At 57.4% G+C, this 12,394-nt stretch carries 13 protein-coding genes; 5 read left to right on the top strand and 8 right to left on the bottom strand.

From position 1 onward, the window contains the following. Positions 1–310: 310 nt before the first annotated feature. Entirely contained in the window at positions 311–844 is a 534-nt protein-coding gene (locus FZZ92_RS03370; RefSeq protein ID WP_226422565.1) for a YqhA family protein, read from the top strand. Between the two features lie 63 nt (positions 845–907). On the opposite strand, the gene FZZ92_RS03365 is transcribed toward FZZ92_RS03370, so the two are convergent. Beyond that, positions 908–1,855 carry a molecular chaperone DnaJ gene (locus FZZ92_RS03365; RefSeq protein ID WP_170952104.1) on the bottom strand — a complete coding sequence of 316 codons (948 nt, stop codon included), beginning with the start codon at positions 1,853–1,855 and terminating at the stop codon, positions 908–910. Positions 1,856–1,933: 78 nt separating this feature from the next. Next, positions 1,934–3,478, bottom strand: coding sequence for a DUF3370 domain-containing protein (locus FZZ92_RS03360; RefSeq protein ID WP_226422564.1), 1,545 nt, complete (start codon positions 3,476–3,478; stop codon positions 1,934–1,936). Between the two features lie 155 nt (positions 3,479–3,633). On the opposite strand from FZZ92_RS03360, the gene FZZ92_RS03355 reads away from it, so the two are divergent. Continuing rightward, positions 3,634–3,819, top strand: a complete 186-nt coding sequence (locus FZZ92_RS03355; RefSeq protein ID WP_115023087.1) for a hypothetical protein — start codon at positions 3,634–3,636, stop codon at positions 3,817–3,819. On the opposite strand, the gene FZZ92_RS03350 is transcribed toward FZZ92_RS03355, so the two are convergent. Continuing rightward, positions 3,804–4,562 carry a sigma-70 family RNA polymerase sigma factor gene (locus tag FZZ92_RS03350; protein ID WP_226422563.1) on the bottom strand — a complete coding sequence of 253 codons (759 nt, stop codon included), beginning with the start codon at positions 4,560–4,562 and terminating at the stop codon, positions 3,804–3,806. The two genes, FZZ92_RS03355 and FZZ92_RS03350, sit on opposite strands and share 16 nt — an antisense overlap. Before the next feature lie 37 nt (positions 4,563–4,599). Here FZZ92_RS03350 and FZZ92_RS03345 point away from each other — a divergent pair, with 37 nt between their 5' ends. Continuing rightward, positions 4,600–5,073 (top strand): hypothetical protein, encoded by a 474-nt coding sequence (locus FZZ92_RS03345; protein ID WP_226397629.1) that lies wholly within the window; start codon positions 4,600–4,602, stop codon positions 5,071–5,073. Between the two features lie 20 nt (positions 5,074–5,093). Here the strand turns inward: FZZ92_RS03345 and FZZ92_RS03340 are convergent, their stop codons facing one another. Together FZZ92_RS03340 and FZZ92_RS03335 are read right to left on the bottom strand one after the other, a co-directional pair. Beyond that, on the bottom strand, positions 5,094–5,936 hold the full coding sequence (locus FZZ92_RS03340; protein ID WP_226422562.1) for a DUF4922 domain-containing protein: 843 nt from the start codon (positions 5,934–5,936) through the stop codon (positions 5,094–5,096). After that, positions 5,926–6,843 carry a SpoIID/LytB domain-containing protein gene (locus FZZ92_RS03335; RefSeq protein WP_226397627.1) on the bottom strand — a complete coding sequence of 306 codons (918 nt, stop codon included), beginning with the start codon at positions 6,841–6,843 and terminating at the stop codon, positions 5,926–5,928. The genes FZZ92_RS03340 and FZZ92_RS03335 overlap by 11 nt, the downstream gene beginning before the upstream one ends. A gap of 76 nt (positions 6,844–6,919) precedes the next feature. On the opposite strand from FZZ92_RS03335, the gene FZZ92_RS03330 reads away from it, so the two are divergent. Then, on the top strand, positions 6,920–7,648 hold the full coding sequence (locus FZZ92_RS03330) for an SDR family NAD(P)-dependent oxidoreductase (RefSeq protein WP_226422561.1): 729 nt from the start codon (positions 6,920–6,922) through the stop codon (positions 7,646–7,648). Here FZZ92_RS03330 and FZZ92_RS03325 read toward each other — a convergent pair. Beyond that, positions 7,630–8,025, bottom strand: a complete 396-nt coding sequence (locus tag FZZ92_RS03325) for a DUF2237 family protein (protein WP_115023076.1) — start codon at positions 8,023–8,025, stop codon at positions 7,630–7,632. The two genes, FZZ92_RS03330 and FZZ92_RS03325, sit on opposite strands and share 19 nt — an antisense overlap. A 111-nt stretch (positions 8,026–8,136) precedes the next feature. On the opposite strand from FZZ92_RS03325, the gene FZZ92_RS03320 reads away from it, so the two are divergent. After that, positions 8,137–8,367 carry a hypothetical protein gene (locus tag FZZ92_RS03320; protein ID WP_115023074.1) on the top strand — a complete coding sequence of 77 codons (231 nt, stop codon included), beginning with the start codon at positions 8,137–8,139 and terminating at the stop codon, positions 8,365–8,367. Positions 8,368–8,401: 34 nt separating this feature from the next. Here the strand turns inward: FZZ92_RS03320 and FZZ92_RS03315 are convergent, their stop codons facing one another. Together FZZ92_RS03315 and metH are read right to left on the bottom strand one after the other, a co-directional pair. Further along, positions 8,402–8,674: a DUF4090 family protein gene (locus tag FZZ92_RS03315; protein WP_115023072.1), complete on the bottom strand. Its 273-nt coding sequence runs from the start codon at positions 8,672–8,674 to the stop codon at positions 8,402–8,404. A 46-nt stretch (positions 8,675–8,720) separates the two neighbouring features. Continuing rightward, on the bottom strand, positions 8,721–12,347 hold the full coding sequence (metH, locus tag FZZ92_RS03310) for a methionine synthase (RefSeq protein ID WP_226422684.1): 3,627 nt from the start codon (positions 12,345–12,347) through the stop codon (positions 8,721–8,723). Positions 12,348–12,394: the final 47 nt, after the last annotated feature.

The raw sequence follows: 12,394 nt of genomic DNA, 5'->3' as shown, positions 1-12,394 counted from the left end.
GACAAAAAACTCGCGTACCTGTGTCTACAGCAGGTACGCGAGCCTCAAAACGGCTGCAATCAATGCTTCTAGCAACTTGCGCACAAGAGCTGGACTGGACATGGACGAACGACAAACGGAACTATTGTTCGCTGGAATGGTTTGCAATCCATCTCAGGGATGATCCAATAAAAAAACAGCTTTTTGGGATCTTATTAATTAGCAAGCCTCGCGCATAAGACATGAGGCGAGACTGGCAATGAGTCACGCGTGAGACAAGTGAGTTCGTTTTGTGTTCTGTGCTAGCCGTGGAGGCTGCTGCGAATTTCCCATGGTCGCCCGTTGGATTGAAAGGCGGTTTGAGCGGCTCATCTGGAAATTTCGTCTGATCAGCATTGTTCCCGTCGTGCTGAGCCTTCTCGGCAGCGTCGGCTGCTTCGTTATTGGTGCGATTGAAGTCTTTAACGCTTTTCTCGTGATCATGCGAATGCCCTTCAGCACACAAAGCTTCGCTGCCAAAACCATCGCTCAGATGGTGGGCGGTGTTGATTATTTCGTCATCGGCATTGCCTTGCTCATCTTTGGCTATGGCATCTATGAATTGGTGATTTCAGACCTTGATCCACGCCTTGAAGGAGGCTCTGAACAACACACCAACATCCTTTCGGTGAACAGCCTGCAAAGCCTTAAAAACAATCTCTCCAACGTGATTGTTGTCGGCCTGATTGTCGCAGCGTTCAAAAAGACAATTGGTTTTGAGGTGAAAAATGCCACCGATCTACTGGCACTCAGTGGATCGGTGGTGATGCTGGCTCTCAGTGCCTGGTTGATTGTTCGGAGCCATGGGGCGGAAGAAAAGGGGTAGCGCAAAGGTCTCAGACGCGACTCATTGAGGATCCAGGCTTGCGTCTCGCCTTGGACGATTGCGCTAGCGATTGCGGTACAGCTCGCGCAGCAGTCGGTAGGCCTCATTGAGTCGACGCATCGCATCGGTTGATCCGCCTGCATCGGGATGTTCTTCCAGGGCCCGCTGTTTATAGGCATCCCGAATGGAGCTCAAGGTCACCGCTGTGCCCGCTCGCGTGGACAGGCCTAAGAGCTTGAGCGCTCCGTGGACCGTCATCGTGGACTCAAGAGTTTCAAAGGAGGTGACCTGACGGCTGCGACGAAAACGATTGACAAACCGGCGGATCAACGTCGGCATGCGTTCCGCCAGGGATGAGGTGGCGAATGGATCCTCAAGCGCACCTGCAACGGCCATCACCCGGCCTAGGGAAGGGTCACGGGACTCCCAGCCAGCACAAAGCGTCTCAACAGCAGCATTGGCCGCAGACCAGGTGAACGGCCGGCCATCACTGGCGTCAGTGCTGGACCAGACGTCGCGGGCTAGCCATGTCATGGAGGCTTCGATCACTGTGGGGCCCGGTGGTTGTCCATACAGAGATCTCCAGTGATCTTCAGCCGCAGCACTGGCATCTCGTAAATCAGAAGGATCAACCGTCGAAACCAAGGGATCGTTCTGAGCGGAATCTCGTTGCTGCGGCGACCGGAGTGTCGCTTTGAGCTGACCGGTTCGCTTGCTCACGAAACCTGGAAGATCAATGCCCGAAGAAACGTTGGCGGAAGGTGCGCTGGAATCGGGAGGTTGGCTCGGTTCTGCATTGTGGAGAAGACTCCCGGAGCCAATCAATACCAGACTCGTTATCTCATCAGTGCTGGTTGTCGCCTCTGGTTCACCCTCGTCCTTGACGGATGTTTCCTCAGGGCCTGTGCTGCCATCGCCTGGATCGAGCAGATCCTGCAAAAGCATTTCGAGCACACGCCCCCGAGAGCGTGCTCCGTATTCACCCTTGAGCTGGTCAATCAACTCGACCATGGGCTCTGACATCTCGACAGAGATCCGTTGACGTTTTGAGTCCTCGCCGCTCAAAAGTTCAGTCCTGCTCAGCGAAGGTTATCGACCCTGCAGCTGAAGCAACCACTGCTGCTGCGATTGGATCACCTCGCTGTAACGAGGACTGGTGGCAGGCACGATCGCAGGCGTCGAAGGAAGGGGTGCGGTGTTGCGTTTCTGCCGCATGGGAGCTGGCTTCACAACAACAGGCGTAAGCGGGGGTTGTGGCGGTGCGGTTTTGGGACCCACCTTGCGAGATTTGGTTTCAGCGAGTTTGACCTGGGCGTCACGCTGTTGCTGCTGGCGCCGGTGAAGCATCGCCAGTTGCTGTACAGGAACAACACTCAGCAGGTGGCCAGGTGTGGCATCAGCTGGGTAGACCAAACTCACCTTGACAGCCTTTGTTGTTCCAGGAGCGAGGTTGAGATCTGCCAGGGCCAGGCTCTCGCCTGAGCGCATGCCGACGTGGACCTCCTGAAGCGTCTGATCCTGAACAATCTGCAGCGATCCACGGAAGGCAGTGAACGTTTTCTTTCCGGAAACAACCGGGTGACTGAGCACCAGTTGATGGGGGCCCGCACCTGAAAGGTTGAGTGTCACGTCGTAACGAACGCCGTAGGTGCCAACATTGTTCAAAGCGGAATCCACCATCCGCGTTGTTAATGGATTGACCTGAATGTCGCGCGTGCCGAAGTGATGCCGCTTCGTACTGGTAAGGGGAACATGGAGTGCCCCCTGACCGAGATCATGGTGGATCTGGGCCTTGTAGGCATCGCCGAGAGCCACTCCAGCCACGCGCGAGAAGACCCTGCCCAGCTGGATTTCACGAATACGGTTGAGATAAATCCGTCCAGGCGCCAAGCGACCTGACTGCAGCACCGCAAAGAGATCGGAATCCTGTGCTGATTGCTCAGCAGCGACGACAGCCATGGTGAAAGGACCATTGCTGCGTCCCCTCAACAGACCGTTGGCGATGCCACGGGCAGGCAGCACGGTACATACCACGACCCGTCGTCCTCCAGCGGGTATCTCAAGACGATCGGGCAGTTTGCGGTCTAATTCACCGCGAAGTAGTTGAACGGCAGTGGCATCACCCGGTCCTGTATTCCAGGGACGCTTCCCCAGGGGCTTCACCCCCATCAGGCGATTTGGGTGATACGGCGCCTCAAAACTGTTTTTGACGGAACCACGGTCGAATTGAAGCGTGATTGGCTTCGATCCAGGATTCGTTGCAATCAGAGCCAGGGTCATCAAGCCCCTGGATCGACGTCCACCAAGCTTTGACAGGTCCTGGGGGTAGTACTTGTGATGCATGTGAACGCCGAACTCACCGTTGAAGGAGTAAGCGGCGTTGCGAAGCGGCTGGTTGGACTCAGCAGCGATGGCCGATCCGGGCGCTGTGTTCACCAGAATCCCTGGACCAGTGACAATCTCCGGCTGGTTTGAATGCAGAACCGGGACGTTGTTAAACGTCCCGTTTAAGGGGCGTGCACGCTGACCAGCCATCAAGGCGACGTATGCCTCGCCCCTTCTCTGAGAACCAAACTCAAGTCCCGCAAACGAGACGCAGAGCAAGACCAATATTGGGACTCGTCTGAGACTCATGAAGCGTGGTGTTGTGGTGTTCGCTTGGACGTCGACACCACAGTGCAGATGTTGTGAATCCACACCGTAGGTCCACCTCCTGCGAGAGCCAAGTGATTGAGGAGTCGCATCACGTCTGAAAATCCGTCAGGATCTAAGGGATTGCTTTTGCTGACATGCTTCCTCCTTTCTGCTGCAGCGGCACCACTGATCACGCAACCTTGCGCCGGCACCATCAGGAGCGGAAGCTGTCGATGCTGCGTTTTTGGAGGGATAGTGCTGAACGGCAACTTTCGGCCCTGAACGCCGCCATCAAGACACTCCAGGAACAAATGGACCGCGACACTCAAACCCCAGCTTGATCTTCGTTCAATTGGCTCGCGAGGCTTTGCAGGCCGCGTTTGACGCGTCGTTGAACCGTCATCGCTGAAATCCCGAGTTGTCGCGCTGTCTGCCTAAGGCTCATTCCATCGATCACAACCATCTGCAGAACACGTTGTTCATCTGTTCCAATCCTCAGGAACATTGATCGAACCCGCTGCCACGCTTCTGAACGTGCGACCAATTCGATTCCCTGCGGGGTGTCGTCGACCAGGTCATCGATGAACTCCACCCAGTGATGCTTGCTGCGGTACTGGTGAACGACCAGAGCATCAGCAGCGTTTAAGCAGCCTTCAGGGCTTCGCAGCATCCTCATGGCCCGTTCCTCAACGGCTCTTGGAAGGCGGATTACACCAACCTTGTCCCGTAGAAAGTGAAGAATGGCTCCCCGGATATGCGGTTTAGCGAAGCTGGGGAATGTCGTTCCTCGCTTGGTTTCAAATCGGTTTGAAGCCTTGATCAGTCCGAGACAGCCCACCTGCAGCAGATCATCTTGCTCGAGGCCTGTTTGCAGGGCGTAATGACGCGCAATGGGACGGACCAGATGCAAGTTGTCCTGAATCTGACGGTTCCAACGCTGGAGGCATTTCTTGTTCAAAGGATGCGAGTCGATCTCATCTCCAGCCTTGGCAGAGCGGGGTAAGCCTTGGCATCCGTGCCACCACGGCACAAACTCCATTCGGGACTCCTTGAGACCTGTTCCACTCACTACAAAGCGGGGCACTGAGAACGGGTCTAATGGAGATCATTTCTTTGTGGTCTTGAATCAGCGCGCCATCTGTGAATTGCTGGTGACCCGCCTGGGTCAAGAATCCTTCGAAGCCGACGCGACGATCTCGAGAATTCGTGGCTTTGATGGCAAATCACCATCACAGAACAACAATTTCTGTTGTGTTGATGCCAGCGACAAGCTCTCAGAATTCAGAGGATTGGTAGAAATCAACGGAAATCAGTATCTTTTCATCGCACAGATCAATTCCAAAAATCAACACCGTGCTCGGTTCATACCTGCCGAGGAGGTTCTTGCCGACCCCTCAGGAAAACCACGCAAAATGCAATCGATCATTCAGAAGATGATCCTCGGTCGTAATCGTGGGGTGGTGCTGATTCCCGAGTGCGAAGACGAAGCCATCGACGTCATCGCCGGTTTGATTGAACAGGGATTTCACGACTTGGCTTCCGACTATCGCGACGTGATTATCAGTCAGTTGGAGAAAGCAAAGGCCAAGGCCTGAGCCTCTTTGACTCACTGACTTCAGACCGCTTCAACAACAGCGCGAAGCAGGGCTTCTGGCCCTGATCGATGAATCCATTCACGATCGGATTCATCGGTACTCAGCAAGGACCCAGCAAAACCGAGGGCATTGACGCTGAAACCGCGAATGCCTTCTGTTTGACGCCGAACAATGGCCATCCATTGGCGTGACAGCAGAAAGTTATAGGCACCCCTTGGACAGCTGTCGTTTGACGGGGATCCCAGCCCGAGTTCTCCCGCAAGCGAAAGATAGATCCGGTGGAGCTTTTCACCTGTCAGGGGTGAAGTGAGCGGTGCAACACGACTGCTCCGGAACAGAGGGTCATCCGCCAGGGCCGTTGGATCTGCAGCACAACGTCGGAACCAATCTTGCCTTGCGCAAATCGGTTCCCCTGCTGCTCGAGGTAACAACTGCAGATGGCGATGCGGCTGACTGGCGCCAGCATTGGGACCGCTATTGAAAAACCACAATCCAGTGGTTGTTGCATCGACCAAGGCGACGGCACGCCAATCGTCAAGGGACAACCAACCGGTTTGGGGTTGCCAGGTCTGGGTTATCAGCAGCATGTGGGCGGACTGAACCGGATATTTGTTCAGAATCACCACGTGCGAATCGCCGATCCGTTCCACCTCCAGCCGTTGATCCCAGGGGAGGAAAGGATTTGGCTTGGGGCCTGCGGCTCGCAAGTGTTTTGGTGTTGCGCTAAGGAGATGGCGCAGCTCAAAGCTGGTGCCTCCCTCTCCCATCAGGTGCGTTAGCGAGGTCTTGAGCGGAACCAAAGCTCCGGATGCTTTCGCCTCAGCCGCAACGCCATTCGCTTGTCGGAGCAGTTCACTGGTCATGCCGTTTCAACCGTGCCAGTGAGGCTCCTGTGTAGTACCTGCCAAGAATTGCATTGAAGGAGAGTCCTTGACGGGCGAGTTGCTGGGCCCCGGTTTGACTCATGCTTGCGCCGAGATGGCCATGGGCTTCAGCACTGACTTGCTCGTTAGATGCATACAGGCTTTCCACAATGCCACCGGCGTAACTGAGGATGATCCCTCGGGTTTCCCAAGTAGCTGATCGACTGGCCTGGGTGGTGCTTGTCTCACCCGAGTACACCTGCCAGCGAGTCGTGTCGCCCAAGTGATATGCCGTTGTTGCTGGTCTTGCAAGATGCGCCAGGGCATAGGAGCGTGCTGCCACAGCTTGTGCCTTCAAGGCCTCTCGGTGCCACTGGCTGGGCATTTCTGCACCGACAACCGAGGCCACATAGGTTTCCAAATCCAGGGAAATCACGGCGAGCCAATCACGTTGGCTTTTGAGCAGAGATACATCCCCCAGATAGCGCTGTTGATTGATCTGAACGTGCCCTCCGGAGCAGTGAATCTCCTGTTGGGTGGATGAAGCGATTGTGCTGCCCAACTGCTGGGCAGGGACCACGGAGCCCGCATGGTTGCGACACAGGACGTTGCGACCCGGCCAGAAAGCTGTGACCGGCGTCTGGCTGACCAGACCAACTCGGATGTCCAGTGGAACGGCTTCAGCCCCCAGTGGCACCTTGGGAACGACGTTTTTAGGTGTTTGAACGGCCGCCGTTCTGGATGGGGCTGCGCCAGCGTCGGTTGAATCATCCTCGAGCAGCTCAAGCAGGCTGAGAGGCTTCTGGTCGGCTTGCTGAGGGAGAGGTCGTGCAAGCCAGCCCACCAAGGCGGCCATGAACAGAGCTCCGAGCGCTGCAGGGGGCCAGTAACGACTTCGATTCGCCACCAAAGGTGCTCGACGGAGCTTGCAGCCGATGATGCCCGATTTCCGTTAGACGGTCTCCACTCCGCAGCAAGATCACATGGTCGAAGCGTCCTCGACCGATTGGGTTGGCCTGGCCTTGGTGGTCGGTCCTGGTGGCATCGGTTCGGCGGTCGCGGCGGAACTGAGGCGGTCCTGTCCTGGCCTCAAGGTTCTGACGGCTGGACGTCATGGGCCATCAGCCTGCTCGCTGCGTTTGGACATCGAGAACGACAGCGATCTGGACGGTCTGGCCGCAACGCTGCGTACACAGACGCTGCCCCTGAGGTTGGTCTTCAACTGCGCCGGCCGTCTGCACGGACCTGAGCTTCATCCAGAAAAACGTCTTCAACAGGTCGACCGCTTCCAGTTGGAGCAGCAATTCGGAATCAATGCCATTGCTCCGATCCTCCTGGCCAAAGCGATTGAACCTCTACTGGAGCGGGATCAACCATTCCATTTCGCCAGCCTGAGTGCCCGGGTGGGCAGCATTGGTGATAACCGCAGTGGCGGCTGGTACGGCTATAGGGCTGCTAAAGCGGCGCAGAACCAGCTTCTGCGCTCTCTGAGCATTGAATGGTCCCGCCGCTGGCCCCTGGCCACAGTCAGCCTGTTGCATCCGGGCACAACGGACACAGCGTTGTCTCGTCCGTTCCAGAGCTTTGTCGCCCCAGAGAAGTTGTTCACACCCGAGCGAGCTGCCCGGCAGTTGGTGGAGGTGCTGCTTCAACAGACCCCAGCCAAGTCAGGAAGCTTTCTCGCTTGGGATGGTCAGTCGATCGACTGGTGAGCGTGTTGCTTCAGCTGCTCGAGGCTGACCACGTTCAGAGCTGTGTCTTCTGTCGCCTCTAACCGGACTAGGGGCGCAACGCCGTCTTCATAGGCCTGTTTCCATCGCGGTGCACAAACACACCAGTGATCCCCAGGTTTCAACCCGGGGAATTGAAACGCTGGCACTGGGGTCATCAGGTCATTGCCCTGGGCCTTGCTGTAACGGAGAAACTGTTCGGTCATCACACAGCAGATGCTGTGCTGGCCGTGATCCGTTGGATCGGTTTGGCAGAGACCATTGCGATACCAGCCCGTCATCGGCTCGCAACTGCAACTCTGAAGCGGTTCCCCGAGAACGTTGCTGGCCGGTGAAAATTCGGGGCTATTGCTGGACATCTGACTGCTGGAGAGAAGGGGAGTCTGCCCAAGGACTGGCACATTTTGATTCCAGACGGTTGACGAACCCCTAGGGGAGCGGGTTAAAGGTCATTCAGTCATGTCCACTCGATGGATTGGGAGTTCACTGAAGACGCTGCGTTTCTGGCGCTCTGCGATGCATTTCGCGAGAGCGGCGAAAGCTCACCGATCGAGTTCCTTGCCAATGGAGAGGGAGCTTTTCATTTCCAGGACCTGGCCCAGAACGCCGCAGGGGAAGGCCTTGATCTGAGTGAGTCCAGCGCCCTGGAGTCGTTTCAGCAGGAGGTGATCGACACGATGGAGAAGCTCTGCCAGGACTGAGTCAGGCAGAGGCAGTCTCTCCATCAGTCCGGAATCATCCGTAGAAGAAGGCGATCTCTTTGTCCTTCAGACCCTCCCATCCGGCCTCCTGCAGCCTCTGATTCAGAGTCTCCTGGTCGAAATGCTTGGCTCCGGTCTTGACCACCCGGTTGCGCATCGACTTAACAACACCACTACGAGCACGCTGACTCTCAAGATCCATCACCTGGTTGTAGAGAGCGAGCATTGCTTCGGGAATTGGACTTCCATCCAGATCAACACCCGCCTTGATGGCGGCATCAACACCATCAGGTCCGGCAATGGCCATGGTGAACAGAACAGGGCGCCTCAGGTTATGGGACGTCCTGCTTGGCTCAGGCGCTGAAGTACCGAGCTTGCGAATGAAGAGCTACGAGTGCTGTGGTGCTCTGCTCCGGTTCGAGCTGGTCGCTGGCGTCCATCGTGAGGCCGATCCGTTCGGCATCGAGCCACGCCAACTGCTGCCTGGAATCGGCCACATTGGGGCAGGCGGGATATCCGAAGGAATAGCGACTTCCGCGATAACGCTGAGCCAGAACATCCCGCAGCACCATGCCGTCGGGATCAGCAAAGCCGAGTTCCGCACGCATCCGCGCGTGCACCCACTCCGCCATCGCCTCAGCCATCTGAACGGCAAGACCATGGAAGTACAGGTAGTCGCTGTAGCGATCGCCCTTGAACAAGTCTTGCGCCACGACAGACGCCTTCTGTCCCATGGTCACGGCCTGCATGGGCAGCACGTCGGTGGGGCGTCCATCAAAATCCAGATCATTGAAGAAATCGGCGATGCAGTAGCGGTTGCCGGACCGTTGACGGGGCAGATCAAATCGGCCTAGTTCCCTTGTGCCATCGGCATCGAACACCCTGAGGCTGTTCCCATCGCGCCCCACAGGGAAGTAGCCGTAAACCGCCCGCGGGGTCAAGAGTGACTCGTCGATGCAGCGCTGCATCCACTCCTGCAACACCGGCTCCGCCTTCTCAGCCAGCATCGCCTCGTAATCGTCCCGGCTCTGCTCCTTCGTTTTGCGTAGCATCCACTGACCGGCGAACAGGGCATTGCGGTCGAGGTAGTCAAAGACCTCGGCAATGTCGATGTCGTCTTCGGTGATCACAGCAGACCCCAGGAAGGGCGGCTTCGGTGCGGCTTCAGCGGGGACAGCGTCAGATCGATCTGAGGTGACGGGAGGCAAATCCGCTGCTGGAGCATCCGTAGCGGAGGCGGAAGGCTCGACAGCCTCCTCAGAGAGTTTTGATTCTTCATCCAAGCCAACGCCCTGAGGTGCGTCTGCCAGGAATCCCTTGGAGTTGGTCCAGTTGTCGTTCCGCTTGGCATCCATCAACGCGTCCATAAAGCGCAGATCAGCGAAGGCATCTCGTCCGTAGATCACCTTGCCGTCGTAAACCTCGCGGCAATCCTTCTGAACAAAGCGTGGCGTCAGCGCCGCACCGCCAAGGATCACAGGAACATCGATTTCTGCATCATTGAAGGCCTGGAGGTTGTCCTTCATGAAGGCCGTGGACTTCACCAGCAGTCCGCTCATAGCAATGCAATCGGCCTGGTGCTCGCGCTGGGCTTCAACGATGGCTTCACAGCTCTGCTTGATCCCCAGGTTGATCACCTCATAGCCGTTGTTGGTGAGGATGATGTCGACAAGGTTCTTGCCGATGTCGTGCACATCGCCTTTCACCGTGGCGATCAGAAACTTGCCCTTGCTGGTGCTCTCCCCTTCAATCTGTTCCATGTACGGCTCCAGATGAGCCACTGCGGATTTCATCGTCTCGGCGCTTTGCAGCACGAAGGGAAGCTGCATCTGGCCACTGCCAAACAGCTCACCCACCACCTTCATGCCATCAAGCAGGAAGGTGTTGATGATCTGCAGGGGGGGATAGGTCTGCAGCGCCTCATTGAGAGACGGTTCCAGGCCGATGCGTTCCCCATCAATGATGTGTTGCTTCAGCCGTTCCTCGATTGGAAGATCCGCCAATGAGGGGCCTGACGCCCGGGCTTCTTTGGTGCTGACGCCCTCAAACAGCGTGGTGAGCTCGGTGAGCGGGTCGTAAACGCAGATGCCGTCGTCAAAGCGCCGGTTGTCGTTGATCAGATCACGACAGACTTTCTGGTGGTCTTCGCTGATCTTGATCAGCGGAAGAATCTTGGCGGGGCTGACGATGGCCGCATCCATGCCGGCTTGGCAGCAGTCGTGCAAGAACACCGAGTTGAGGGTGATCCGTGCCGCCGGTGACAGGCCGAAACTCACATTGCTGACCCCCAGCACCACGTGAACGCCTGGGAGGTTCTCCCGGATCATTCGAATGGAATCGACGGTCGCCCGGCCATTCAGGCGATCTTCCTCAATGCCAGTGGAGATGGGCAGCGCCAGAGGGTCGTAGAAGATCTCGTGGGCCGGGATGCCGAATTCAAGGGCGTCGCGATAGGCCCGTTGGGCGATCGCGAACTTCTTCTCAGCCGTTCTGGCCATTCCGTCTTCATCGATCGTGCCGACGACCACGGCAGCGCCGTAGCGCCGGGCCAGTTCAAGCACCTTGAAGAAGCGCTCATCGCCGTCTTCGTAGTTGGTGGAATTGAGGATGCATTTACCACCAGCCACCTTCAGGCCAGCCTCCATCTTCTGCCACTCAGTGGAGTCGAGCATCAGGGGAAGGTTGACGTTGGTGACCAGACGACTCACCAGCGCATGCATGTCCCGTTCGCCATCGCGACCGACATAGTCGACGTTGACATCGAGCACGTGGGCGTTCTCCTTCACCTGGCCGCGGGCCACCGACACCAAACCGTCCCAGTCCTCCTCCGCCAGCAGTTCACGCACCTTGCGGCTGCCGCTGGCATTGAGCCGTTCGCCAATGATCAGAAAAGAGTTGTCCTGGTAATACGGCGTGACGCCGTAAATCGATGATGCGGCCGGTTCATAGTTGAGGCTGGGGCGAACGTCCTCAGCCGTGGCGCAGTTCCAGCGGGAGGGGCGTTCCGCTGGCTTGAGCTCCTGAGCAAGTTCTGCCAGGCTGCCGATGTGGGCGGGAGTGGTGCCGCAGCAGCCACCGATCACCTGCACCCCGAGATCTTCAACGAAGTGCATCAACTGCATCTTCAACTCCACAGGGGTCAGGCGGTAATGAGCCACACCACCAATGTTTTCCGGAAGACCAGCATTGGGAATACAGCTGACGGTGAAGGGGGAATGCTCCGAGAGGTAGCGAATGTGCTCCTTCATCTGCTCGGGCCCGGTGGCGCAGTTCAGACCGAGGATGTCGATTGGGAAGGGCTCCAGGATCGACACCACCGCTGCGATGTCCGTGCCGACGAGCATGGTCCCAGTGGTTTCCATGGTCACCGACACCATCAGCGCCCGCCGCTCACCGGTGGCCTCAAATGCCTCTTCAATGCCCTGCAGAGCTGCCTTGATCTGCAGCACGTCTTGACACGTCTCAACAATGAACAGGTCGACGTTGCCGGCAATCAGGCCCTCGGCTTGCTCGCGGAACGAGGCCCGCATCGTGTCGAAGTCGATGTGGCCCAGGGTGGGCAGCTTGGTGGTTGGTCCCATGGACCCAGCCACAAATCGGGGTTTGTCAGAGGTGCTGAATTCATCGGCGATCTCCCGGGCCAGCTCCGCCGCCCGTTTGTTCAGCTCAAAGGCCTTGTCCTCAAGGCCGTACTCCGCCAGAACGATGGATGCCGCACCAAAGGTGTCGGTCTCGATGACATCGCAGCCCACCTCCAGGAACTTGCGGTGCACAGCCTTGACCGCGTCCGGTTTGGTGACGGCGAGGTTTTCATTGCAACCCTCCAGGTCTGGCCCACCGAAATCGTCAGCCGTGAGACCTAGGTCCTGAAGGCTGGTGCCTGTTGCACCGTCGAACACCAGAACAGGCCTGTCGGGACCGTGTAGATGGTCCAGGAAGCGGGAGGTGGTGAGTTGCCGGGTTGCCTGCGCCACCACCATTCCGTTCACTCCCGGGAAGACACCTAATCTTAGGAAAAGCTCAGGAC

Origin of the sequence: Synechococcus sp. MU1611 (assembly GCF_020514255.1) — a bacterium.
In the GTDB taxonomy this organism is placed as follows: Bacteria; Cyanobacteriota; Cyanobacteriia; order PCC-6307; family Cyanobiaceae; genus Parasynechococcus.
Note: the sequence above shows the minus strand (reverse complement) of the source record. Positions and strands in the feature narration are given on the sequence as shown.

What these genes read in the sequence shown, in the direction of transcription:
- FZZ92_RS03370 (WP_226422565.1), top strand. Translation starts at nt 311, where the DNA reads ATGGTCGCCCGTTGGATTGAAAGGCGGTTTGAGCGGCTCATCTGGAAA.
- FZZ92_RS03365 (WP_170952104.1), bottom strand. Translation starts at nt 1,855, where the DNA reads ATGGTCGAGTTGATTGACCAGCTCAAGGGTGAATACGGAGCACGCTCT.
- FZZ92_RS03360 (WP_226422564.1), bottom strand. Translation starts at nt 3,478, where the DNA reads ATGAGTCTCAGACGAGTCCCAATATTGGTCTTGCTCTGCGTCTCGTTT.
- FZZ92_RS03355 (WP_115023087.1), top strand. Translation starts at nt 3,634, where the DNA reads ATGCTTCCTCCTTTCTGCTGCAGCGGCACCACTGATCACGCAACCTTG.
- FZZ92_RS03340 (WP_226422562.1), bottom strand. Translation starts at nt 5,936, where the DNA reads ATGACCAGTGAACTGCTCCGACAAGCGAATGGCGTTGCGGCTGAGGCG.
- FZZ92_RS03330 (WP_226422561.1), top strand. Translation starts at nt 6,920, where the DNA reads ATGGTCGAAGCGTCCTCGACCGATTGGGTTGGCCTGGCCTTGGTGGTC.
- FZZ92_RS03325 (WP_115023076.1), bottom strand. Translation starts at nt 8,025, where the DNA reads ATGTCCAGCAATAGCCCCGAATTTTCACCGGCCAGCAACGTTCTCGGG.
- FZZ92_RS03320 (WP_115023074.1), top strand. Translation starts at nt 8,137, where the DNA reads ATGGATTGGGAGTTCACTGAAGACGCTGCGTTTCTGGCGCTCTGCGAT.
- FZZ92_RS03315 (WP_115023072.1), bottom strand. Translation starts at nt 8,674, where the DNA reads ATGGCCATTGCCGGACCTGATGGTGTTGATGCCGCCATCAAGGCGGGT.
- metH (WP_226422684.1), bottom strand. Translation starts at nt 12,347, where the DNA reads ATGGTGGTGGCGCAGGCAACCCGGCAACTCACCACCTCCCGCTTCCTG.